Here is a 21,489-nt window from a genome sequence, read left to right as displayed (position 1 = left end):
ATGTCCGTCTTCACCGTCGACACCGAGGCCGTCCGCGCGGCAGAGGCTGCCGCACGAGCCACCATGGAGCGTCTGCGGAGCGAGTCAGCGACCCTGATGGCGCAGCTCGCTCAACTGCAGTCGTCCTGGATCGGCACCGCGTCCAACGCGTTCCAGGGCTGCGCTGAGGAGTGGCACGGCGCCGCCCGTCACGTCGAAGAGACCCTCGACGCGATCGGCAGCCGACTGGGCGGCGCCGCGACGCAGTACGCGGATGCCGACCAGTACTCGGCCGGCCTGTTCCGCTGAGGCGACCTGCCCCCTGCCTGTTCCCGGGTGGAGGTTCAGTCACGCCAGTTCAGACGCGCCTGTTCCGACACGCCAGTTCCGACACGCCTGTTCCGACACCCCCTGGAATGCAGGAACGCCCCGGCCGAGGCCGGGGCGTTCCTGTCAGTGCGGCTGGTGTGGATCAGAAGTCCATGCCACCGGACGGGTCGCCCATGGGGGCGGCGGCCTTCTCGGGCTTGTCGGCGACGACGACCTCGGTGGTGAGGAAGAGGCCGGCGATCGACGCCGCGTTCTGCAGAGCCGAACGCGTGACCTTGGCCGGGTCGATGATGCCCGCTGCGAACATGTCGACGTACTCGCCGGTCGCAGCGTTCAGGCCGTGACCCGAGGCCAGCTCGGCGACCTTGTTCGCGACGACACCCGGCTCGAGACCGGCGTTGAGAGCGATCTGCTTCAGCGGAGCCTCGATCGCGACGCGAACGATGTTCGCACCGGTCGCCTCGTCACCCGTGAGGGTGAGAGCGTCGAGAGCCTTGGTGCCCGACTGGATGAGCGCGACGCCACCACCGGGGACGATGCCCTCCTCGACGGCTGCCTTCGCGTTGCGGACGGCGTCCTCGATGCGGTGCTTGCGCTCCTTGAGCTCGACCTCGGTGGCCGCGCCCGCCTTGATGACGGCGACGCCGCCGGCGAGCTTGGCGAGGCGCTCCTGCAGCTTCTCGCGGTCGTAGTCGCTGTCGGTGTTCTCGATCTCGCGACGGATCTGGGTCACGCGACCCTCGATCTGCTCCGCCTCGCCCGCACCCTCGACGATCGTGGTCTCGTCCTTGGTGACGATGACCTTGCGCGCACGGCCGAGCAGGTCGAGCGTGGCGTTCTCGAGCTTGAGGCCCACCTCTTCGGTGATGACCTGTCCGCCGGTGAGGATCGCGATGTCCTGCAGCTGCGCCTTGCGACGGTCGCCGAAGCCGGGAGCCTTGACGGCGACCGACTTGAAGATGCCCTTGAGCTTGTTCAGCACGAGCGTCGCGAGAGCCTCGCCCTCGACGTCCTCGGCGATGATGACGAGCTCCTTGCCGTCCTGGATCACCTTGTCGACGATGGGCAGGAGGTCCTTGATGTTGGAGACCTTCTGGTTCGCGATGAGGATGTACGGGTCTTCGAAGACAGCCTCCTGGCGCTCCGGGTCCGTCACGAAGTAGGGGTTCAGGTAGCCCTTGTCGAAGCGCATGCCCTCGGTGAGCTCGAGCTCGGTGCCGAAGGTCTGCGACTCCTCGACGGTGACGACACCCTCCTTGCCGACCTTGTCGATCGCCTCGGCGATGAGCTCGCCGATCGCGGGGTCGGCTGCGGAGATGGACGCCGTGGCGGCGATCTGCTCCTTGGACTCGATCTCCTTGGCGCTGCTCAGCAGCTCCTCGGTGATCGCCGCGACGGCCTTCTCGATGCCGCGCTTGAGCGAGATCGGGTCGGCGCCGGCCGCGACGTTGCGCAGGCCTTCGCGGACGAGGGCCTGTGCGAGGACCGTGGCGGTGGTGGTGCCGTCGCCGGCGACGTCATCGGTCTTCTTGGCGACCTCCTTGACGAGCTCCGCACCGATCTTCTCGTACGGGTCGTCCAGCTCGATCTCCTTGGCGATGGACACGCCGTCGTTCGTGATGGTGGGGGCGCCCCACTTCTTCTCGAGCACGACGTTGCGGCCACGCGGGCCGAGGGTCACCTTGACCGCGTCGGCGAGGATGTTGAGGCCGCGCTCGAGGCCGCGGCGGGCCTCCTCATCGAAAGCGATGATCTTTGCCATGAGTTTTGTCGTCCCTCCTGGACGTAGACGTTGGGTTTAGCACTCAGAGTGAGAGAGTGCTAACGCCATTCTGGCACTCGACACCTTCGAGTGCAAGCCGCGAGGAGGGTGCGCCGCCGACCGATCAGGGGGCCGGAGTCTCCTCCGTGGTGGCCGGGGCGGAGGACGAGCGGTCGAGGCCGATGACGACGGTCAGCTGCTTGCCCCCGGTCTCGTTCATGGAGGCGTAGAAGTCGCTCTTCTGCACGTCCGCTCCGCCGATGAGGTTGGCGAGCCCGATGGCCGCGAGCTCGTCCGCGTCGTCGACGTAGTACACGGTCGTCGTGGCGAAGTCCTTGCTGGCGCTCTCGGTGGCGGAGACCTTGTCGGCGGTCCATCCGCTGTCGATGAGCTTCGCCCGGATCTGAGCCTCGAGGCCCTCCTCCGGAGTCGCGTTCAGGATCATCACCGAGTAGGCGGTGTCGACGACACCGGTCTCGACCGGCGTCGGCGTCGACGACGGCACGGCCTCGGGGAAGAGTGTGATGCGGCCCATGACCACGAGCGAGCCGAAGATGCCTGCGATGATCAGCACCAGCGCGGCCACGAACGACCAGAGCAGCACGACCCAGCCGTTCATGCCGGGGGCTTCGGCGCGATGCGCTCCTACACGTCCTGCGGAGTGGGGGACGTCGTCGAATCGGTCACGAGTGGGCTTGGACACCACTCGATGCTAGCGGCACCCGCCTGTGCGTCCGCATCACGACGGCGGCGGCGTCCGAAACCGCGGACTCAGCCGACGAAGCCGGGAGTCCTGGCCGAGCGCTGCAGCGCACGGGACTCCCTGATCCGACGGAGCCTGCCGACGAGCATCGGGTCGTACGCCAGAGCGGCGTCGGAGTCGATCAGCCGACCGAGCAGCTGATAGTAGCGCGCCGAGCTCATGCCGAGCTGCGCGCGGATCACTTCTTCCTTCGCGCCGCTGTGCCGTGGCCACACGGTCTCCAACGCGAGGATCGCACGATCGCGCTCGGTCATCTCTCCCAGCATGAGAACAGGTTAGATCGCCGCGACGCCATCGCCGCCGCGCCACTCCCACCATCGTCCGAGCGGATCAGCCGCGGCCCGCACCCTGCCGTCCAGCGCGACGACGAAACCGCTCCAGGATCCGTCGTCGACGGGGGGCTCCCAGACATCGAGGAGAGCCGGCGGATCGATGGTGATCCATCTGGCCGGGAGCGCGCGGATGGCCTCGACGAGCGCGAGCCTCTGCTCCCGGGGGATGTGCACCAGCACGCCGGGGGTGGTGATGACGAGCGTCGCACCGTCCGGCGCCTCCGCGGCGAGCGCGTCGATCCGCTCCAGGGCGTCACCGGCGATGAGGTGCGGAGGGTCGGATGCGGCGATGTCGAGCGCCGCCGTGACGCGATGCTCGCGCCCCTCCTCCCCCGGCCAGACGAGGCCCTGCAGCCAGCGGCGATCGCGTTCGTCGGACGCGTCGAGGGGCGCGAGGTCGATGCCGGCACGCCACACGACCTCCGGCAGGCGCAGGGGTGGAATCCCACCGTCGATCACGCTCTCCAGCACGACGGCCGACGGGCCGTCCACCGGGTCGAGAGATCGCCGCGGCATCCCTTCTCCGTCGACGAACCGATAGGAGTACCGGTCGGGATACAGGCAGAGCCCTGCCGAGGCGCCGATCTCGAGCAGCGCGATGGGGCCCTCGATCTCGCTGAGCACGGGGAGCAGCGGCGCGAGGCGGAGGGGCTCGTTGGTCTGGAGCCGTCTCGCCGTGCACTCCGCGACGATCTCCTCGGCATGCGCGAGCACGAACCCCCGCCAGGCGCCGTACGCGGTCAGATCCGCGCCGAGCATCCGCGTGACGGCGAAGACCAGCGGCGGCTGGCGACGGTTCTCGGGTATGCGCGACAGCACGTCACGCACCGCCGGGTCGCCGGCGACCCCGAGCGCCCACTCGGCGTAGAGATCGCTCCGACCTGGCGCCTCCTGCTCGGCGAATCGGGCGTAGCGCTCCTGCACGGCATCCGTCATCCGTCCATTCTGTCGCGGCGGACCCCGTTCACAGCCGGACGCGCGAGAATGGAGGCATGGCGTACAGCGTGGACAAGACAGAAGAAGAGTGGCGCGACGAGCTCGGCGCGGATCAGTACGCCGTGCTGCGTGAGGCGGCGACCGAGCGCGCCTGGACCGGCGAGCTGCTGGACGAGAAGCGCGCTGGCCTCTACACGTGCGGTGCGTGCGGTGCGGAGCTGTTCAAGAGCGGCACGAAGTTCGACTCCGGATGCGGGTGGCCGAGCTTCTACGAGTCCATCCGTCCGGAGGCCGTCGAGCTCATCGAGGACACGACGCTCGGCATGGTCCGCACGGAGGTGCGGTGCGCGCACTGCGGCTCGCACCTCGGGCATGTCTTCCCCGACGGGTTCGGAACGCCCACCGGCGACCGCTACTGCATGAACTCGATCGCCCTGAACTTCACCCCGGACGCCGAGTGAGCGCGCTGGAGGCGGTCCGCTCCCGTCAGTCCTGGTCCAAGGTCACCGAGCTCGCGCCCAACCGCGAGGAGCTGCTGCAGCTCGTGGCGGCCGCCGGACGCGTCGCCGACCACTCGTCGCTGCGCCCCTGGCGTCTGATCGAGCTCCGCGGCGCCGACCGCGAGGTGCTGGGTGCGGCGATCGCGAAGGCCGAGGGCGACAAGTCGCCGTCGTCCAAGCCGCTGCGCGCGCCGCTGCTGATCGCCGTGGTCGCCAGCTACCGCAAGAGCGACAAGGTGCCGCGGTGGGAGCAGGAGGCCGTGGCATCCGGTGTGGCCCACACGCTGAGCCTGCTGCTGGACGAGGCGGGGTGGGGCGTCCTGTGGCGCACCGGCCACTACACGCGCTCCAAGGCCGTCGCCAAGGCGCACGGTCTCGGCAAGGACGAGGAGCTGCTCGGCTGGCTCTACGTCGGCGGCAAGCCTGCGGGCAAGCGCCCCGGTCGGCGCAAGCCCGTCGACGCGCGCAAGCTCGTGACGCGGATGCCGAAGAAGAAGGACAAGAAGAAGTAGTCAGCGCGCGCGCCGACGCGGCACGGCCACGACGACCGATCCGACGGCGACGACGACCATCGCCGCGAGCTGCCAGAGAGCGGGACCCGCCTCCACCGGCCAGATCAGATCGATGACGACGGATGCCGTGAGCTGACCGAGCACGGAGCCGAGCCCCATCAGGAGCACCCCGGTGTGCGCGACGATGAAGGCCCCGAGCAGGATGTAGGCGAAGCCGAGGAATCCGCCGAGGTACAGCCACGGCTCGGCGGGCGGCGGCTGCGGCATCCCCCTGACGGCGATGCTGACGCCCGCGGCGAGCGCGAGGGCCACGGTCCCGGCGATGAAGCTCATCAGCGTCGCCGTGATCGGCGACTGCACGCGCTGCGCGAGCCTGCCGTTGGTCGCGGCCTGCCAGGCGATGCCGACCCCTGTCGCGAACGGCAGGAGGAGCATCCACAGCGGCGCGGTGGAGAGGACGTCGCCGGAGAGCGAGATGCCGACGGCGGCGAGGGCCAGCGCCCCTCCGAGGACCCTCCCAGGGGTCACCGCCACGACACCGGCCGGGCCGAATCCGATGCGGTCGAGCACCAGGCCGTGCAGCGTCTGCCCCGCGACGACGCCCACGGTGAAGAGCGAGACGCCGAGGACTCCGGCGGTGATGCCCTGGGTGGAGACGGTGAGCGCGCCGCAGGCGCCACCGAGCAGCATCCAGAACGGGATCGTGCCTCCGCGGACGCCCGTCCACAGCCGCACCGCGCCACGGCGGGCCGACGGGATGCACGGGATCACGACGACGAGCACGAGGAGTCCGACGGAGAACGAGATGAATCCGGCGACGATCCCGTTGTCCACCTCGACGCCGAGCACGCCGTTGACGCGCGCCTGGACGGCCGTCATCACGCCGATCGCGACCGCTCCGCCGAGTGCCAGCGGAGCGGACAGGGAGCGCTTCTCGATCACCTGTCGACCCTACCCGAGCCCGTGTCGGGGGCCGGGTCTACTCTGGCAGCATGTGCGCGAGCTACGGCCTTGACCCCCGGTTCACCGACAGCGACGATCTGCTCGACTCCGCCGAGCAGGCGGTGCTCGACGCTCTGCGCACCTGGGCCGACCGCAACGCCGGCGAGACCGTGCGCCCCACCGGGAGGAACCTCCGCAACCTCAATCCGATCCTCCTCGACGACGCCGGCTCGACGGCCGTCGAACCGGCGTGGTGGGGCTTCCTTGTCGACGGCCAGCCCGCGAGGTTCCCGTCCATCAACACGCGGTCGGAACGGCTCCAGGAGCGCCCCGGCAGCCTCCGCTCGCGCGCGCTCGTTCCGGCGACGGGATGGTACGAGCTCAAGAAGCCCGAACGGGTCTGGCACGAGTTCGGGCTCGACGGCGGCGGGCTCTTCGGCATGGCCGCCGTCACACAGCGCGGTCGCACAGACGACGGCGAGTGGTACACGTGCTACTCGATCGTCATGCGCCCTGCACCCGCGCACCTGGTCGGCATCCACGACCGGATGCCCGTGCTCATCCCCACCGCGTTCGCTCAGGACTGGCTGCGCGCGCAGGGCGACCGCGAGCTCATCGACGAGGCACTGCTGGCGGCGGCATCCCTCGATGAGCGGGTCGTCGCGGTGCCCCGTGCCGACGACAAGGGCACGGACCGGCTCTTCTGACATGGATGCCGCAGAACTGATCGCCCTGGCGTCCGCGCGCGCCGAGGAGCTCCCCGGGTCGGAGCGGGAGAACCCGTTCGGCCCGGAGTGGGACGTGTTCAAGGTCCGCGGCAGGGTGTTCCTGCTGACCCCTCTCGACGGCACGGGACGGGTGACGCTGAAATCTCACCCCGATGATGCGGTGGCCCTGCGGGAGACGTTCGCCGACATCGTCCCGGGCTACCACATGAACAAGAAGCACTGGATCACGCTGCTGCCCGGGCCATCGCTGGAGGCGGATCTCATCCCCGAGCTGGTGACGGAGTCGTACCTCCTCGTGGTCGAGAAGCTGCCGCGAGCGCAGCGTCCGGTCGACCCGGCGATCTTCGGTCGACCGCCCGCCTGACAGTGTCCTTGACCCCTTTTGGGGGTCACGCGTGACCCCCGCGTCACTTTTCACGCCGAACGCGCACCTTCCCTGTAAGGGAGCATCCGGATCCGGTCCCCAGCAGGTCACCCGAGGCCTGCCGAACGGATGCTCCCACTACCAGGGAGGTATCGATGCGGAACGACCGTGTCGACGCGCGGCGAGTGCGCCGCGCCGCGGTGGTGGAGGAGTCGGTGCTGCAGCGCACGCGCGCGGCGCAGTTGCTGGCGAACGATCTGAAGCTCGAGGTGGTGCATACGGGCGCGACGCTCCCGATGTTCATGGCCTGGCTCAAGCGCACGGATCGGACGCGGTGGCCGCATCTGCTCGTGCTGGATCTGCCGACCGACGTCGATCCGCCGCGCGATCTCGACCTCATCGCCGCGCTGCGCGACGCCGGCATGCGCGTGCTCGTGCTCTCTGCTCTGCGCAACCGCGGCGCCGCGCGCAGGCTGGTCGAACTCGGCATCGACGCCGTGGTGTCGACCTCGGACGGGGAGGACGAGTTCCTGCTCGCCGCCGACGCCGCGTTGGGCGGGGGGACGATGATCACCGCACGCGCCCAGGCGACGATCCACGGCGCGGATCAGACTCTTCGACTGAGCAGGCAGGAGGAGCGGGCGCTGGCGCTGTACGCCTCGGGCCTCACGATCGCGGAGGTGGCGGAGCGCATCGGCGTGCGGCACGACACCGCCAGGAAGTACCTGAAGCGCGTGCGGGACAAGTACACGGTCATCGGGCGACCTGCCCGATCCAAGCTGGAGCTCGCGCGGATCGCCTGGGCCGAGGGCTACCTCGTCGCCGAGTCCGATCGCGCCGTGCGATCGGGTCCGGCGGCCACCGCAGGATAGCGGCGGACCGGCGCATCACCTTTCCACCCTTCTCCGCTCCTTCCCTATGGGAATCGATCACGGGAGCCCTCCCCCCGCGGTACCCAGGGTGCAGCCCTTCCCCCGGCCGACGTCGTTCGGCGGACGCGTGGGGCGTCCGGCGGGGCTGCACCGACGCACGCGACTCGTATCATGAGGACAAGTCCAATCGACCGCCCGTCGCCCACCCGGCGCGAGCGATCGATCGATCGTCTGCTCGTCTGGGGAATGAGCGTGCGTTTTCTGGGAGGGAAAGCGTGGAAGATTCTCGTGGCGACGCCGAACTGCTCCGCGCCCTGCGCGACGGTGATCGCGATGCGTACGTCGTGCTGTGGGAGCGGCACATCGGCGCCGCCCTGCGGCAGGCGTCGCGGCTGCTCCCCTCTCATGCCGAGGACCTCGTGTCGGAGGCGTTCCTCGCGATCTATCAGCAGGTCACGACCACCGACAAGGGGCCGGAGTTCGCGTTCCGGTCGTATCTGAAGGCGGTCATCCGCAACATCGCGATCCGATGGCGCACGGAGGCGTACCGCGTCGACGAGACGGGCGACGCCGATCGCATCGACTTCCGCGACGCCCTGAGCCTGGTCGAGCGCGAAGCCGACGCCAACGAGCTCCTCGGTGCTTTCCAGGAGCTGCCGGAGCGCTGGCAGCGCGTGCTGTGGCTGGCGGAGGTCGCCGACGTCGCACGCCCCGAGATCGCCAAGGAGCTCGGGATCAGACCGAATGCCGTATCCGCGCTCCATCGCAGGGCGCGATCGGGGCTGAGGTTCCAGTGGCTCACGAAGCAGGTCCCCGCGCTGCTGCGCGATGATCCCGATCACGTCGCGCGGCTCCTCCCCCGCCATCTCACCGAGCCCGACGATGCCGAGCTCACGGCCGAGATCTCCGCCCACGTGGACTCGTGCGTCCGATGCGGCGAGCTGCTGCTCAGCCTGCGCAGCGACGCCCGCCGCCTGCAGGGCGTCACGCTCTCCGCCGTCGGCTTCGGCGCCCTCGGCGTCGCGATCCCGTCGGGCTCCGCGCTGGCCCCCGGCACGGCTGCAGCGGCAGCGCTCATCACGGCGTCGACGGGCTTCGGGGTGGCCAGCCTCCTCGCCGGCGGAGTGGGCGCGTTCTCGATCGGCGGACTGCTCCTCGCGGCCATCCTGGTGGGTGCCCCGGTGGAGGCGGCACCCACCGCGATCGACGCAGCATCTGCGCGTCCGGTGGCCGCCGCCCCGCAGACCGCAGGGCCGCGGTCTGGGGGGACGGAGGCACTCCCGTCGTCGGCTCCGACGACGGTCCCGCACGCGCCGACCCTCGGTCGCCGCAACGCCGACCCCTCCATCGATTCCGTCGATCTCGTCAACGATCCGGACGCCGATCTGCCGACGGCTCCCGATCGCCCGCAGACCGCGCCCGGCACGACCCCCGGACCGGCGGAGGAGCCGACACCCGGACTGACGCCCGGTGTCACCACTCCGTCCGGGTACTCGGGCTACCTTCCGCCGACCCTGGCCGGCACGGCGACGCCCGGATCCGCCGTCGCCGTCGAGATCGACGGTCGACGGTACACACCTCCCGTCGCCGCGGACGGCACCTGGACGTTCGAGCCCCGCGCCCTCCAGCTCGCCGCCGGGACCTACGACTACCGCGCCTGGTCCTTCGACGCCGAGAACCAGTCGCCGGCCACGACGGGCAGCTTCACCGTGCTGCCCATCGTCGTGGCCGGGTTCGAAGAGCTCACGGGTTTCGAGGACATGCTGGTCGAGGAGGCCAGCACCACCGGGATCGTGATCTCGGCCACGGGTCCCGCGAACGGGCGGATCTACGTCTCGACGATGGAGGGGCACACGGCGGTCTTCGCACTCGACGCGACAGGGCACGCGGTCAAGCGGCTGCGCATGAATGCGGTCGGCTGGTACTGGTTCACCTTCCGCGCCCTGGACGCCGACGGCTTCTGGGGGCCTCCGGAGGAGCATGCGGCCGATGTCTACGACCCTGACGTGATCTTCGGTCCGTGGGGCCCTGATCCCGAGGACATGACGTTCGACATCGTCGATCCGTAGTCCGTCGCACGGGGGATGCCGCCGCCGAGAACGGTACCTGAGGAGGACGCGAGGTCGAGATGCCGCCGCCTAGCGTGGAGGGCATGATCACAGCTGAAGGCCTCACGAAGAGGTTCGGAGACAAGACCGCCGTCCAGGACGTGTCATTCACGGTCAAGCCGGGAAGCGTCACCGGCTTCCTCGGGCCGAACGGCGCGGGCAAGTCCACCACCATGCGCATGATCGTCGGTCTCGACCAGCCGACGTCGGGCCGCGCGACGATCGCCGGGCGCGAGTACCGCAAGCTGAAGGCGCCGCTGACCGAGGTCGGCGTGCTCCTCGATGCGAAGGCCGTCCATACCGGACGCACGGCGCGGAACCACCTGCGGGCGATGGCCGCGACGCACGGCATCCCCTCCTCCCGGGTCGACGAGGTCATCGATCTCGCCGGCATCGGTCCCGTCGCCCGCAAGCGTGCGGGCGGGTTCTCGCTCGGCATGGGGCAGCGGCTCGGCATCGCCTCGGCTCTGCTCGGCGACCCGCACACCCTGATCCTCGACGAGCCCGTCAACGGCCTCGACCCCGAGGGGGTGCGCTGGGTGCGACAGTTCGTCCGCCATGCCGCCTCCGAGGGGCGCACCGTGCTGCTGTCGAGCCATCTCATGAGCGAGATGGCGCAGACCGCCGACCACGTCATCGTCATGGGACGCGGACAGGTCCTCGCCGACGCTCCGCTCGCCGAGCTGGTGCGCGCATGGACGACCAACACCGTGCGCGTGCGCACCCCCCGCGCCGCCGACCTCGCCGCGGCCGTCGCCGGTCCCGCGGTCGAGATCGTGACCACCGAGCCCGGTCTCCTCGACATCGTCGGGCTCCCGGCATCCCGCATCGGCGACCTCGCCGCTGATCGCGGCATCCCGCTGCACGAGCTCACCCCGACCACCGGTTCGTTGGAGGACGCCTACCTGGCGCTCACCGGTGATTCCGTCGAGTACCGCACCAAGGAGATCTCATGACCGCCGTCCAGGCCGCTCCTGCGGCTCCCGTCCGCACGAGCTCCGGCCAGCGCCTGACGTTCCTCCGCGCGCTGAAGGGCGAGTGGATCAAGCTCGCGACCGTGCGTTCGACCTGGTGGTCGATCGCGATCACCGCCGTCCTCACGATCGGCATCGCGATGCTCATCGCCCAGGCCATCGACGTTCCGGGCTTCGACCCCATCAACGCCGTGGTCATGCCGATCCAGTTCACGATGCTCCTCGCGGGCATCCTCGGCGCGATCTCGGTCACCGGCGAGTACTCCACCGGCATGATCCGCTCGACGCTCACCGCCAACCCCGTGCGCGGCTCCGTCCTCGCCGCGAAGGCCACCGTGCTCGCCGCGTTCCTGTTCGTGTCGTCGCTGATCATCTTCGGCGCCGCTGCGCTCGCGGTGTCGGTCGTGGTCTCCGGACGCGAGCAGAGCATCGACTGGTCCGACGCATCCGCCTCGCTCCTGCCGATCCTGGTCTCGTCGCTCGCCATGGCCGTGTTCGCCCTGATCGGCGTGGCGTTCGGATTCATCCTGCGCTCCGGCGCCGGCGCCATCGCGGCGACGGTCGGTCTGCTGTTCGTGCTGCCGATCGTGGCGAACTTCTTCGCCTTCGCCGGCGAGACGTGGAAGTGGGTGCTGGATGCCGCGACCTACCTGCCCGTCGCGGCCGCGCAGAGCGCGATCCTCCCCGACGGCGCCACGCTCGAGGGACCTGTGCCCTACCTGACGCTGGCCGGCTGGGTCGTCGCGGGCATGCTCGGCGCCTGGGCGGTGCTGCGCACTCGCGACGCGTAGAGTCGCTCCGTGAAGAAGACGCGCAGCCGCAGCGCCGACGTCCGCGAGGACGACGGGCTGCGGCTGCCGCGTCCTCCCGGGCTGTTCCGCCGCTTCTGGGCACGGCACCCGCTCTTCGCGGATGTGCTGATCGCCCTGTTCTGTCTGCTCGTCTCGATCGTTCCGAGCCGAGACTCCTCCCCCGATCTCCCCGAGCCGTTCGGGATCGTCATCGCGGTGCTGATCCCGCTCTCGGTCCTCGTCGCCTGCGTCACGCTGCTCTTCCGGCGCCGGCATCCGATCGTCGCGTTCGCGGCGGCGTTCGCCGCCGAGGTGCTCTTCCTCTTCCTCGGTGCTCCCGGGGGGACGCCCATGGTCACGGTGGCGGCGTACTCCCTCGCCGTGTACGTGTCGACCCGCGCCGCCTGGGCGGGACTCGGGTACGGGCTGGCCGGTCTGGCCGTCGTCGCCGGAGGGCTGGCGGGGGTCGGAGCGATCTCGCTCCAGACCGCCCTGAACGCGCTGATCGGCAACCTGGTGGTCGCCCTCATCGGCACACTCATCGGCATCAACGTGGGTGGCCGCAAACGCTACGTCGCCGCGATCATCGACCGCTCACGGCAGCTGCTCATCGAACGAGACCAGCAGGCTCAACTGGCTGCGGCCGCCGAGCGGGCACGGATCGCCCGGGAGATGCACGACATCGTCTCGCACTCGCTCACCGTGATCGTCGCCCTCTCGGAGGGAGCCGCGGCCACGCCGGATGCCGCCCGCGCCCGTGCCGCGGCGACCGCCGCCGCCGACACCGCCCGCTCGGCCCTGGGCGAGATGCGCTCGATGCTCGGCGTGCTGCGCGACGATGACGCTCCGCTGCCGCTGGCGCCCATCACGGCACCTGCTCCGCACGACACGGTGGTGAACGCGCAGCGGGCGGGTTTCCCCGTCACCCTCTCCACCTCCGGGAGCGCGGAGCTGAGCCCCGCGATCGAGCACGCGGTCTCCCGCATCGTGCAGGAGGGCGTGACGAACGCGATGAGGCACGCCCCTACGGCCAAGACGATCGCCGTGCGGGTCGAGAACTCCGCCGACGACGTGACGATCGAGATCGTCAACGACGGAGCCGTGCCCTCCACCGCGCCGTCGGGGTTCGGGCTCAGGGGGCTGGCCGAGCGGGTCGCGCACGTGCAGGGCCGCATCGACTACGGTCGCGCGGAGGGTTCCCGGTGGCGGTTGCGCGCGACGATCCCGCTCGACATCAGGACAGCGGACGATTCGGAGAAGAGGAAGTGATGACAGAGCAGATCAGCGTGCTCCTCGTCGATGACCAGGAGCTGATCCGGCTCGGATTCCGCATGGTGATCGAGGCGGAGAGCGACCTCGTCGTGATCGGAGAGGCCGGCGACGGCCGCACGGCGATCGCCCAGACCGCCGCGCTGCGGCCCGACGTCGTCCTCATGGACATCCGGATGCCGGGCCTCGACGGCATCGCGGCGACCGAGGCCATCGTGCGCGATCATCCCGGCACCCGCGTGCTCGTGCTCACCACGTTCGATCTCGACGAGTACGCCTTCGGGGCGATCCGCGCCGGAGCCAGCGGTTTCCTGCTGAAGGACGCCCAGCGCCACGAGATGATCGCCGCCGTCCGCGCGGTGCACCGTGGAGACGCGGCGCTGTCGCCCCGGGTCACGCGGATGCTGCTCGACCACGTCTCCCCGCAGCTGGGCGCGTCGAAGAGCGAGGAACCACATGCGGAGGATGCCGAGATGCTCCGCGCCCTCACCGATCGTGAGAACGACGTCTTCCTCGCGATCGCGCGGGGGCTCAGCAACGCCGAGATCGCCGATGCGCTCTTCGTGAGCGAGTCCACCGTGAAGACGCATGTCAGCCGCGTGCTGTCGAAGCTCGGGGCACGCGATCGGATCCACGCGGTGATCCTCGCCCACCGCCTCGGCATCGGAGGCGATGCCGAGGCGCCGAGCAGCTAGGCGCGCGCGGGCGTCCACTCCGAGACGCGGTTCAGGAGCGCCACCTCGTCGGCGGCGAGCTCGAGCCGCGCGCCGGCGAGCAGATCGCCGACCTGCTCCACCCTGCTCGCGCTCGCGATCGGGGCCGCGACCGTGGGCTGCGCCCGCAGCCACGCGAGCGACGTCGCCGCGATCGAGGCGCCGTGCGCGTTCCCGATCTCCTCCAGCGCGTCGATGATGCGCAGACCTGCCTCGGTCGCGTACTTCGCGGCACCCGTGGCACGCGGCGACCCCTGTCCGTCGGCATCCGTCGAGCGGTACTTGCCCGTGAGGAATCCGCTCGCCAGGGAGTAGTACGGGACGAGTCCGAGACCGAACTCCTCCGCCACCGGGATGATGCTCTCCTCGACGTCGTTGCGGTGCACGAGGTTGTAGTGCGGCTGCACCGCGACAGGAAGGGCGACGCCGGTGCGCTGTGCGATCTCCACCCACTCGCGGATGCGCTCGGCCGAGTAGTTCGACACGGCGACGTGACGCACGAGCCCGTCGGCGACGAGCTGCCCGAAAGCGCCCACCGTCTCCTCGAGCGGAACGGTCTCGTCGTCGAAGTGCGCGTAGTACAGGTCGATCGCGTCGACGCCCAGGCGGCCCAGCGAGGCTTCGGCGGCGTTGCGGATGTTCGCGGCCGAGAGCCCGCGGAAGTCGGGGTGCTGACTCACCTTCGTGGCGACGACGACGCCCTCCGGCTTGCGGGAGGCGAGCCACTCGCCGATGATCGTCTCGCTCTCGCCACCGCTGTTGCCCGGCACCCAGGCGCTGTACGCGTCGGCGGTGTCGATGAAGTCGCCGCCGCCCTCCGCGAAGGCGTCGAGGACGGCGAAGGAGGCGTCGCGGTCGGCGGTCCAGCCGAACACGTTGCCACCGAGCGAGAGGGGGAAGACGTCGAGGTCACTGTTTCCGATGCGGGTCATGCTCGGCACAACCGGCGATGGGCGGCGGTTATTTCCGCTGTGACGCCGTGTTGCGATCCCCGTGAACTGAGCCGACTACGGGACTCGAACCCGTAACCCCCGTATTACAAGTACGGTGCGCTACCAATTGCGCCAAGTCGGCGGATGCCACCAGCTTAGCGATGGCGGCGAGGTGCGCCGAACTACTGCGCAGGGGTGGCGGTCGGGGTGGGAGTCGGCGTCGGCGTCGCGGTCGACTCGTAGTAGGCGTCGCTGGCGACGGTCAACACGAACTGCGAGAACTCGGCCGGGTCGTCGAGAGCGCCGACGTAGGCCTCGCCGTTCACGACGATCATCGGGGCGGCGGTGAGGACGAGGTCGTCGGAGCCGACGAGCGGACCCTCCAGCGCGCGCGAGGTCGCCTCCTTCGCCCAGGTCACGTAGTCCTGGTTCTCGATGCAGGAGCGCACGGCCTTGGCGCTGCTCACGCCGACCGCGGCGGCGGCATCCGCGAGCTTGGAGTCGCTGATCCCGTCGCTGTTGACCTCGGGCTGGTTCTCGAGGAGGTCGTGGTTGAACGAGTAGAACTGCGCGGGCGAGTGCGTCGCGACGCAGGCTGCGGCGCCGGCCGCGCGCAGCGAGTACTTGGTGCCGTTCGAGCTGGCGGTGAGCAGCGCGACCGGGTGGTAGGTGACGGTCGCCGCGCCCTGGGTGATCCAGTTGGTGAGCTGTCGGGCATTCGCGCGCTCGAAGACCCCGGCGTCGGGAGACAGGTAGTCGACGTAGATGTGGATGTCGACCGTGTTCGCGGTGGTCGGCTCCGGAGTCGGAGCGGCCTCGGTGCCCGCCTCGGACGGCTCGGCGCTCGGCGTCGCGAGGGTGTCGCTGGACACGGTCGCCGCGGTCACGTCGGAGACGAGGATGCCGTCGCCCTCGAGCCCGCTCGGCATCAGCTGCGGCTTGGTCACCTGCGCGGACACGGCGAGCGTCACGGCGGTGCCGATCGCGCCGACGGCGACGATGGCCACCGCTCCGATGATGATCCGTCGCATCAGGCGCGCCCTCGACTGCTGGGCGTGCACCTGCTGTGCCTTCTCCCGCACGGCCTCACGCGAATTGCGAGGGGTGGGGACGTTCGGCGTCTCGTCGCTCGACATCGTTCCTCTTGACAGTCTCACGGGGGCAGGGTGGCCCCGAACGCCGCCTCACGCGACGATCGCCGCTGACGCGGCCGGATTCGATGCTAACCAGCCAGTCTGGGAAATACCCAGGTGCGGGTTTGTCTGTCATACTGATCCCGACCCAACGACGGGTCACGGCGGGTCGCTCCGCCGCTCTATCACTACGGATCGTCCGGCACGTACCTGCCGGTGAAGGAGAAATGCAATGGCATCTGTCACTTTCGATGAGGCCACCCGCCTGTACCCCGGCGGCACCCGTCCCGCCGTCGACAAGCTGAACCTCGAGGTCGGAGACGGCGAGTTCCTCGTCCTCGTCGGCCCTTCCGGTTGCGGTAAGTCCACGTCGCTCCGCATGCTCGCAGGCCTCGAAGAGGTCAACGCCGGCCGCATCCTCATCGGCGAGCGCGACGTCACCGACGTCCCGCCGAAGGACCGCGACATCGCCATGGTCTTCCAGAACTACGCGCTGTACCCGCACATGACCGTCGCCGAGAACATGGGCTTCGCGCTCAAGATCGCCGGCATCGGCAAGGAGGAGCGCGCCTCCCGCGTCCTCGAGGCCGCGAAGCTCCTCGACCTCGAGCAGTACCTGACCCGCAAGCCGAAGGCGCTCTCGGGCGGCCAGCGTCAGCGTGTCGCCATGGGTCGCGCGATCGTGCGTCAGCCCCAGGTGTTCCTCATGGACGAGCCGCTGTCGAACCTCGACGCCAAGCTCCGCGTCCAGACCCGCACGCAGATCGCGTCGCTGCAGCGCCGCCTCGGCGTCACCACCGTCTACGTCACGCACGACCAGACCGAGGCTCTGACCATGGGCGACCGCATCGCGGTCCTCAAGGACGGTCTGCTCCAGCAGGTCGGCTCGCCGCGTGACCTCTACGAGAAGCCGAACAACGTGTTCGTCGCCGGCTTCATCGGCTCCCCGGCCATGAACCTCTTCACGGCCGACCTGGCCGAGGGCGGTGTGCGCTTCGGCACCGAGGTCGTCCCGCTCGACCGTGACACCGTGGGCCGCGCGAACGGCTCGCAGGTCACCGTCGGCGTGCGTCCCGAGGACATCACCGTGGGCCCGGCCGACGGCAAGGGCCTCTCGGTCGTCGTCGACCTGGTCGAGGAGCTCGGCGCAGACGGCTACCTCTACGGTCACACCGAGATCAACGGCAAGCGCACCGACCTGGTCGCTCGCGTCGACGGCCGCAGCCACCCCAACGCCGGCGAGACCGTCACGCTGGCCGCGAACGCGGGCCACGTGCACGCGTTCGACAGCGAGTCGGGTGAGCGTCTGAACGACAAGCCGGTCGTCTCGGCTTCCTGAGTTCTGCAGCATCGCGGCGCGGGTCGACCTTCTGGTCGCCCCGCGCCGCGTCGTTTCCCCCGGCATCCATCCCCCTCAGGAGAACCATGCAGGACGCTCTACGCATCACCGCCAGCACCGTGGACCCAGGACTGCTCGGGCTGCCCTGGTCGACCACGCTGGCCAAGTGGCCGTCCGAGCACATCGTGTCCCTCCCGAAGGGCCTCTCCCGCCATCTGGTGCGCTTCGCCGATCTGTCCGGGCGCGTGGTCGCGGTCAAGGAGACGACCGACGAGATGGCGCGGCGTGAGTACGACATGCTCGGCAACCTCGCCCGCCTCGCCGTCCCGTGCGTCGACCGGGTCGCGGTCATCGCCGGTAGGACGGATGCCGATGGCGAGCCGCTCCCCGCGGCGCTGGTGACGTCGCACCTGCGCTTCTCCATGCCGTACCGCGCGCTGTTCACGCGCGTGCTGCGCCCCGACACCGCCACGCGGCTCGTCGATGCCCTCGCCCTGCTGCTCGTGCGCCTGCACAACGTCGGCTTCTACTGGGGCGACGTCTCGCTCTCCAACACCCTCTTCCGACGCGACGCGGGAGCCTTCGCCGCCTACCTCGTGGATGCTGAGACCGGCGAACTGCACGAGGAGGGCCTCACCGACGGGCAGCGCGCCTACGACCTCGACCTCGCCCGCACGAACATCGCCGGGGAGATCATGGACCTCGCCGCCGGAGGGCGCCTGGAGCGGGGCGTCGATGCGATCGCGATCGCCGACGGCATCGTGTCCTCCTACCGCTCGCTGTGGGCCGAGCTCACCGCCCAGGAGTCGTTCTCCTCGGCCGAGACCTGGCGCATCACCGAGCGCGTGGAGCGGCTGAACGCCCTCGGATTCGACATCGACGAGATGTCGATGTCGACCACCTCCGACGGCACCGTCGTGGAGATCCAGCCCAAGGTCGTGGATGCCGGTCACCACCAGCGTCGGCTCATCCGCCTCACCGGACTCGACGTCGAGGAGAACCAGGCACGTCGCCTCCTCAACGACCTCGACGAGTTCCGCGCCCGCTCGACCAAGCAGTGGGCGGATGAGGAGATGTACGCGCACGAGTGGCTGACGCGCGTCTTCGAGCCCGTCGTGCGGGCCATCCCCTACGAGCTGCGTGCCAAGCTCGAGCCGGCGGAGGTCTTCCACCAGGTTCTGGAGCACCGGTGGTACCTGTCGCAGGCGCAGGGCCGGTCGGTCCCCCTCGCCGAGGTGCTCACGAGCTACATCAACGAGGTCCTGAGGCACCGGCGCGATGAGGCGACCATCATGGGTCCGCCGACCGAGACCATGAGCCTCCCCGTGATCACCGGGGTCACCCCCATCGCCGACGACGAGGACGACGACGTCGACTGGCGCGACCTCGTCTGACCGCGCAGACCGGAAGGGCCGGTCGGTGACGTCTCGTCACCGACCGGCCCTTCTCGTTTCAGGAGGTGCTCAGACCTGGTCGCGCGTCCGGCGCTGGCGGATCAGAGCGATCGTCCCGAGCAGGATCGCGACGACTCCCGCCGCCGTCAGCACCACGGGCAGCGCTCCGCCGGTCGCGGCGAGCCCTCCCGTCGAACCCGTCGATCCGTTCGAGCCGGTCGAGGGACCGGCAGGAGCCGCCGGCTGCTTCTCGACGACCACGGTCTGCGCGGCATCCTCGATGTCGGTGTGCGCGGCAACCGGGGTTCCCGATGCCGTCGCCCCGAGGTAGAGGGTCTCGAACGCCACGAGCGTCGATCCCGCGTAACCGGTGGGCACCGTGAAGCTCACGGCGATGCTCCCCGTCGAGGAGGTCGGCGTGAACGTCGCCGTCGCCGTGATGCCCGTCGCAGAGCCGTCGGACTTGCGCATCAGTTCACCGGCGACCGTGTACTCCACGCCCGGGGTCAGTCCGGTGTACGCGATCGTGTCGATCACCGTTCCTCCGCCCCAGGCCAGGGTGTGGTCCTGGTCGGCGCCGTCGAGGAGCGTCGTGCCGATCGCGGGGACGAGAGGCTGCGCCTCCACGGCCACGGTCTGGTCCACGTCGTCGATGTCCTCGTGGACCGCGAGCGGAGTGCCCGTCGCCGTCGACCCCTCGTACAGCGCCTCGAAGGCGACCAGGGACTCCCCTGCGTAACCGCTCGGAACCGTGAAGGAGACCTCGACCGTGCCGTCTGCGGCGGTCGGCGTGAAGGTCGTCGCCCCCGTGATACCCGTCGCGGAGGCATCCGCCTTCAGCATGAGCTCACCGGAGACGGTGTACTGCTGGCCCACGGTCAGTCCGGTGTAGGCGATCGTGTCGATCAGGCTGCCGCCGTTCCAGGCGAGGATGTGATCTTCATCCGCAGCATCCGTCAGCGTCGTGCCGATGGCCGGAACAGCGGCCGCGGCCCAGGCGCCCTGCGCCGACGCCGAGGTCGTCGCAGTCGAGGCCGCGACGAGGATCTGCGACTGACGGTGCGCCGCCGCCGTGGGCGTGGTGCTGCCGACGACGGGGGTCGAGACGACGAGACCGGTGCCGTCGGCCCCTGCCACCGTCGCGGTGACCGTGGCGGAACCGGCGACCGTCGAGCCGCGCAGATCGAGGAAGACCTGCTGACCGTCGACGACGGCGTTCGTATTGATCGGGCTCCCGGCCGCGTCGGTGAACGCGTGGGCGGGGCTCGAGGTCACGGCCGCGGTGGCCTGGTTCGTCGAGACCGTGAACGGTCCGAAGAGCGAGCCCGCCGCTCCGGCGCCCGCAGGGCCGGCGACGGAGACATCGATGTCCGCCGTGGTCGGGGGCGTCTGATTCTGGTCGGCGTTGGCCCCGTTCACCAGGTACCAGTACACCGCCTCGGAGTTGGGGGTCTCCCAGGCCCAGGCAGCATCCCAACCCAGGTCGGTGTAACGCCAGATCGCATACTGCGTCGCCTCGACGGCGTCGCTGACGCTGAGGTTCGTGACTCCGGCGGCGGTCTGCAGAGCGACCAGGTCGATCGCCGGATAGGAGTGCGTCAGAACCCAGTGGACCTTCGCCTGAACGGCCGGGTCGGTGAAGAGATTCGCCCCCAGATAAGACGAGAAGTCGCCGACGACCGCGCTGGTGCCGGTGCGGCGGCTGACATCGTGCTCGATGCAGTACGCCCAGTAGTCGGCCGTCCCCGGGTTGGCCGTGTCGGCCGGCACGGGAACGTACACGGGGTGGATGGCAGTGCCCGAGTAGCCCTGCGAAGCCGACCCCACCCAGACCGGGTCTCCCGGCGCGATGTCGGTCGCCGCGACCGCTGGTGCGGCGAACGCGGCGGGTATGAGAGCGGTGAGTGCGAGCAGCAGCGCCGCAGCGCCCCTCCCCGCTCTCGTCTTATGAGTCGAAGCGGTCTTCTTCACGATAGGTCAGCATCCTTGTCACGCGGGCGCACGAGTGCGCACTCTCCCCTGAACAGAGGACTCCCCCGTTGACTGAGCCCTCGCGATCAGTCTGGGAGCGGCGAACAGGGGACAGCAACGGACGAAGGATTCCTGACCCCCTCTGGGGGTCAAAGGACGCAGATCACGTAATGGGCGCCGCCCGCTGACCCGGCGGCGACGCGTCAGTAGCCGACGGTGAACCGCTCGCGGTGATGGTTGCCCTGCTCGATCTCGTCGACCACGGCGACCGCGAAGTCGGCACCGGAGATGTACGACTTGCCCTCCGCGTCGCGCACGATCACGTCGCCGCCATCACGGTAGCTGCCGGTGCGCTCGCCCTCCGCCCAGGGGCCGAAGACCTCGGCCGGGTGGATGAAGAACCAGTCGACTCCGGCATCCGTCGCCTCCAGCAGCGCGAGGGAGTCGATGCCGACCTGCGCCTCGTGCTTGTACTCCTCGGGAAAGTCGAGGTCGAACAGACGCGGGCCTCCCGGAGCCACCAGGCTGCCGCCGGCACCGCCCACGACGCCGAGACGGGTGGAGGTTCCGCTGACCTGCGCGACGACGTTGGCGAGAGCCTCCAGCGCCCTGTCGGCCATGTCACCGCGAGGCGACAGCGCCGAGACGACCGCGTCGGCACCGGTGAAGGCGTCGGCGATCGACGCGAGGTCGAGAGCGGATCCCTGCACGTAGTCGGCCCCCTCCACCCGGTCGGACGGGACGGAGCGCGAGACGGCGACCACATCGTGCCCGCGGCTCACCGCCTCCGAGACGATGTGACGACCGGCGTAGCCGGTGCCTCCGAGGACGACGATGCGAGCCAT

Annotated in this window: 22 protein-coding genes and 1 tRNA gene; 13 read left to right on the top strand and 10 right to left on the bottom strand. The window is 69.9% G+C overall.

The annotated features are described in order from the left end of the window. The gene (locus MRBLWH10_RS02800; RefSeq protein WP_105675631.1) at window positions 1-288 is read left to right on the top strand and encodes a WXG100 family type VII secretion target; all 288 of its coding nucleotides are present in this window, start codon (window positions 1-3) and stop codon (window positions 286-288) included. A 163-nt stretch (window positions 289-451) separates the two neighbouring features. On the opposite strand, the gene groL is transcribed toward MRBLWH10_RS02800, so the two are convergent. The 4 genes from groL to MRBLWH10_RS02780 all read right to left on the bottom strand — a co-directional run bounded on the left by groL (window position 452) and on the right by MRBLWH10_RS02780 (window position 4,102). Next, the gene (groL, locus tag MRBLWH10_RS02795; RefSeq protein WP_105675629.1) at window positions 452-2,071 is read right to left on the bottom strand and encodes a chaperonin GroEL; all 1,620 of its coding nucleotides are present in this window, start codon (window positions 2,069-2,071) and stop codon (window positions 452-454) included. Between the two features lie 124 nt (window positions 2,072-2,195). Further along, window positions 2,196-2,774 carry a LytR C-terminal domain-containing protein gene (locus MRBLWH10_RS02790; protein ID WP_308116175.1) on the bottom strand — a complete coding sequence of 193 codons (579 nt, stop codon included), beginning with the start codon at window positions 2,772-2,774 and terminating at the stop codon, window positions 2,196-2,198. A gap of 68 nt (window positions 2,775-2,842) precedes the next feature. Further along, window positions 2,843-3,100, bottom strand: a complete 258-nt coding sequence (locus MRBLWH10_RS02785) for a DUF3263 domain-containing protein (RefSeq protein WP_223586061.1) — start codon at window positions 3,098-3,100, stop codon at window positions 2,843-2,845. A 9-nt stretch (window positions 3,101-3,109) separates the two neighbouring features. Further along, on the bottom strand, window positions 3,110-4,102 hold the full coding sequence (locus tag MRBLWH10_RS02780; protein ID WP_341941550.1) for a DUF2332 domain-containing protein: 993 nt from the start codon (window positions 4,100-4,102) through the stop codon (window positions 3,110-3,112). A gap of 56 nt (window positions 4,103-4,158) precedes the next feature. Between MRBLWH10_RS02780 and msrB the strand changes: the two genes are divergently transcribed. Both msrB and MRBLWH10_RS02770 read left to right on the top strand, forming a co-directional pair. Continuing rightward, window positions 4,159-4,563 (top strand): peptide-methionine (R)-S-oxide reductase MsrB, encoded by a 405-nt coding sequence (gene msrB / locus MRBLWH10_RS02775; RefSeq protein WP_223586059.1) that lies wholly within the window; start codon window positions 4,159-4,161, stop codon window positions 4,561-4,563. After that, complete coding sequence (locus MRBLWH10_RS02770; RefSeq protein ID WP_223586058.1) at window positions 4,560-5,114, top strand: nitroreductase family protein; 555 nt, start codon at window positions 4,560-4,562, stop codon at window positions 5,112-5,114. Before msrB ends, MRBLWH10_RS02770 begins: the two co-directional genes overlap by 4 nt. Here MRBLWH10_RS02770 and MRBLWH10_RS02765 read toward each other — a convergent pair whose 3' ends face one another. Continuing rightward, the gene (locus MRBLWH10_RS02765; RefSeq protein ID WP_341942556.1) at window positions 5,115-6,026 is read right to left on the bottom strand and encodes a DMT family transporter; all 912 of its coding nucleotides are present in this window, start codon (window positions 6,024-6,026) and stop codon (window positions 5,115-5,117) included. Window positions 6,027-6,106: 80 nt separating this feature from the next. Between MRBLWH10_RS02765 and MRBLWH10_RS02760 the strand changes: the two genes are divergently transcribed. The 8 genes from MRBLWH10_RS02760 to MRBLWH10_RS02725 all read left to right on the top strand — a co-directional run bounded on the left by MRBLWH10_RS02760 (window position 6,107) and on the right by MRBLWH10_RS02725 (window position 13,857). After that, complete coding sequence (locus MRBLWH10_RS02760; RefSeq protein WP_341941549.1) at window positions 6,107-6,763, top strand: SOS response-associated peptidase family protein; 657 nt, start codon at window positions 6,107-6,109, stop codon at window positions 6,761-6,763. A gap of 1 nt (window position 6,764) precedes the next feature. Further along, entirely contained in the window at window positions 6,765-7,148 is a 384-nt protein-coding gene (locus tag MRBLWH10_RS02755; protein ID WP_341941548.1) for an MmcQ/YjbR family DNA-binding protein, read from the top strand. Between the two features lie 155 nt (window positions 7,149-7,303). Next, a complete protein-coding gene (locus MRBLWH10_RS02750) occupies window positions 7,304-8,020 on the top strand; it encodes a hypothetical protein (RefSeq protein ID WP_341941547.1) in 717 nt (238 codons plus the stop codon). Between the two features lie 275 nt (window positions 8,021-8,295). Continuing rightward, window positions 8,296-10,089 carry a sigma-70 family RNA polymerase sigma factor gene (locus tag MRBLWH10_RS02745; RefSeq protein WP_341941546.1) on the top strand — a complete coding sequence of 598 codons (1,794 nt, stop codon included), beginning with the start codon at window positions 8,296-8,298 and terminating at the stop codon, window positions 10,087-10,089. 83 nt (window positions 10,090-10,172) lie between these two features. Continuing rightward, a complete protein-coding gene (locus MRBLWH10_RS02740) occupies window positions 10,173-11,084 on the top strand; it encodes an ATP-binding cassette domain-containing protein (protein ID WP_105675701.1) in 912 nt (303 codons plus the stop codon). Next, window positions 11,081-11,893, top strand: coding sequence for an ABC transporter permease (locus MRBLWH10_RS02735; protein ID WP_341941545.1), 813 nt, complete (start codon window positions 11,081-11,083; stop codon window positions 11,891-11,893). The genes MRBLWH10_RS02740 and MRBLWH10_RS02735 overlap by 4 nt, the downstream gene beginning before the upstream one ends. 9 nt (window positions 11,894-11,902) lie before the next feature. After that, on the top strand, window positions 11,903-13,162 hold the full coding sequence (locus MRBLWH10_RS02730; protein WP_341941544.1) for a histidine kinase: 1,260 nt from the start codon (window positions 11,903-11,905) through the stop codon (window positions 13,160-13,162). Next, entirely contained in the window at window positions 13,162-13,857 is a 696-nt protein-coding gene (locus MRBLWH10_RS02725) for a response regulator transcription factor (RefSeq protein ID WP_341941543.1), read from the top strand. The genes MRBLWH10_RS02730 and MRBLWH10_RS02725 overlap by 1 nt, the downstream gene beginning before the upstream one ends. Here the strand turns inward: MRBLWH10_RS02725 and MRBLWH10_RS02720 are convergent. The 3 genes from MRBLWH10_RS02720 to MRBLWH10_RS02710 form a co-directional block, all read right to left on the bottom strand. Then, window positions 13,854-14,807, bottom strand: coding sequence for an aldo/keto reductase (locus MRBLWH10_RS02720; protein ID WP_341941542.1), 954 nt, complete (start codon window positions 14,805-14,807; stop codon window positions 13,854-13,856). The two genes, MRBLWH10_RS02725 and MRBLWH10_RS02720, sit on opposite strands and share 4 nt — an antisense overlap. Before the next feature lie 69 nt (window positions 14,808-14,876). Next, a tRNA-Thr gene (locus MRBLWH10_RS02715) sits at window positions 14,877-14,949 on the bottom strand. Between the two features lie 40 nt (window positions 14,950-14,989). Further along, on the bottom strand, window positions 14,990-15,943 hold the full coding sequence (locus tag MRBLWH10_RS02710) for a thioredoxin domain-containing protein (protein ID WP_341942555.1): 954 nt from the start codon (window positions 15,941-15,943) through the stop codon (window positions 14,990-14,992). Between the two features lie 229 nt (window positions 15,944-16,172). Between MRBLWH10_RS02710 and ugpC the strand changes: the two genes are divergently transcribed. Together ugpC and MRBLWH10_RS02700 are read left to right on the top strand one after the other, a co-directional pair. Then, window positions 16,173-17,279 (top strand): sn-glycerol-3-phosphate ABC transporter ATP-binding protein UgpC, encoded by a 1,107-nt coding sequence (gene ugpC / locus MRBLWH10_RS02705; RefSeq protein WP_105674005.1) that lies wholly within the window; start codon window positions 16,173-16,175, stop codon window positions 17,277-17,279. Between the two features lie 86 nt (window positions 17,280-17,365). Continuing rightward, window positions 17,366-18,673, top strand: a complete 1,308-nt coding sequence (locus tag MRBLWH10_RS02700) for a DUF4032 domain-containing protein (RefSeq protein ID WP_105674007.1) — start codon at window positions 17,366-17,368, stop codon at window positions 18,671-18,673. A gap of 69 nt (window positions 18,674-18,742) precedes the next feature. On the opposite strand, the gene MRBLWH10_RS02695 is transcribed toward MRBLWH10_RS02700, so the two are convergent. Beyond that, window positions 18,743-20,644, bottom strand: a complete 1,902-nt coding sequence (locus tag MRBLWH10_RS02695) for a VaFE repeat-containing surface-anchored protein (protein WP_341941541.1) — start codon at window positions 20,642-20,644, stop codon at window positions 18,743-18,745. 203 nt (window positions 20,645-20,847) lie between these two features. Further along, complete coding sequence (locus MRBLWH10_RS02690; RefSeq protein ID WP_105674011.1) at window positions 20,848-21,489, bottom strand: NAD(P)H-binding protein; 642 nt, start codon at window positions 21,487-21,489, stop codon at window positions 20,848-20,850.

This window comes from Microbacterium sp. LWH10-1.2 (assembly GCF_038397765.1).
Lineage (GTDB): Bacteria > Actinomycetota > Actinomycetes > Actinomycetales > Microbacteriaceae > Microbacterium > Microbacterium natoriense.
This window is presented reverse-complemented; position numbering and strand designations above follow the sequence as displayed.

Bases quoted from the DNA above. Each gene is read 5' to 3' on its own strand.
- MRBLWH10_RS02800 (WP_105675631.1), top strand. From the start codon at position 1: ATGTCCGTCTTCACCGTCGACACCGAGGCCGTCCGCGCGGCAGAGGCT.
- groL (WP_105675629.1), bottom strand. From the start codon at position 2,071: ATGGCAAAGATCATCGCTTTCGATGAGGAGGCCCGCCGCGGCCTCGAG.
- MRBLWH10_RS02785 (WP_223586061.1), bottom strand. From the start codon at position 3,100: ATGCTGGGAGAGATGACCGAGCGCGATCGTGCGATCCTCGCGTTGGAG.
- MRBLWH10_RS02780 (WP_341941550.1), bottom strand. From the start codon at position 4,102: ATGACGGATGCCGTGCAGGAGCGCTACGCCCGATTCGCCGAGCAGGAG.
- msrB (WP_223586059.1), top strand. From the start codon at position 4,159: ATGGCGTACAGCGTGGACAAGACAGAAGAAGAGTGGCGCGACGAGCTC.
- MRBLWH10_RS02760 (WP_341941549.1), top strand. From the start codon at position 6,107: ATGTGCGCGAGCTACGGCCTTGACCCCCGGTTCACCGACAGCGACGAT.
- MRBLWH10_RS02755 (WP_341941548.1), top strand. From the start codon at position 6,765: ATGGATGCCGCAGAACTGATCGCCCTGGCGTCCGCGCGCGCCGAGGAG.
- MRBLWH10_RS02750 (WP_341941547.1), top strand. From the start codon at position 7,304: ATGCGGAACGACCGTGTCGACGCGCGGCGAGTGCGCCGCGCCGCGGTG.
- MRBLWH10_RS02740 (WP_105675701.1), top strand. From the start codon at position 10,173: ATGATCACAGCTGAAGGCCTCACGAAGAGGTTCGGAGACAAGACCGCC.
- MRBLWH10_RS02735 (WP_341941545.1), top strand. From the start codon at position 11,081: ATGACCGCCGTCCAGGCCGCTCCTGCGGCTCCCGTCCGCACGAGCTCC.
- MRBLWH10_RS02725 (WP_341941543.1), top strand. From the start codon at position 13,162: ATGACAGAGCAGATCAGCGTGCTCCTCGTCGATGACCAGGAGCTGATC.
- MRBLWH10_RS02720 (WP_341941542.1), bottom strand. From the start codon at position 14,807: ATGACCCGCATCGGAAACAGTGACCTCGACGTCTTCCCCCTCTCGCTC.
- MRBLWH10_RS02710 (WP_341942555.1), bottom strand. From the start codon at position 15,943: ATGTCGAGCGACGAGACGCCGAACGTCCCCACCCCTCGCAATTCGCGT.
- ugpC (WP_105674005.1), top strand. From the start codon at position 16,173: ATGGCATCTGTCACTTTCGATGAGGCCACCCGCCTGTACCCCGGCGGC.
- MRBLWH10_RS02700 (WP_105674007.1), top strand. From the start codon at position 17,366: ATGCAGGACGCTCTACGCATCACCGCCAGCACCGTGGACCCAGGACTG.
- MRBLWH10_RS02690 (WP_105674011.1), bottom strand. From the start codon at position 21,489: ATGGCTCGCATCGTCGTCCTCGGAGGCACCGGCTACGCCGGTCGTCAC.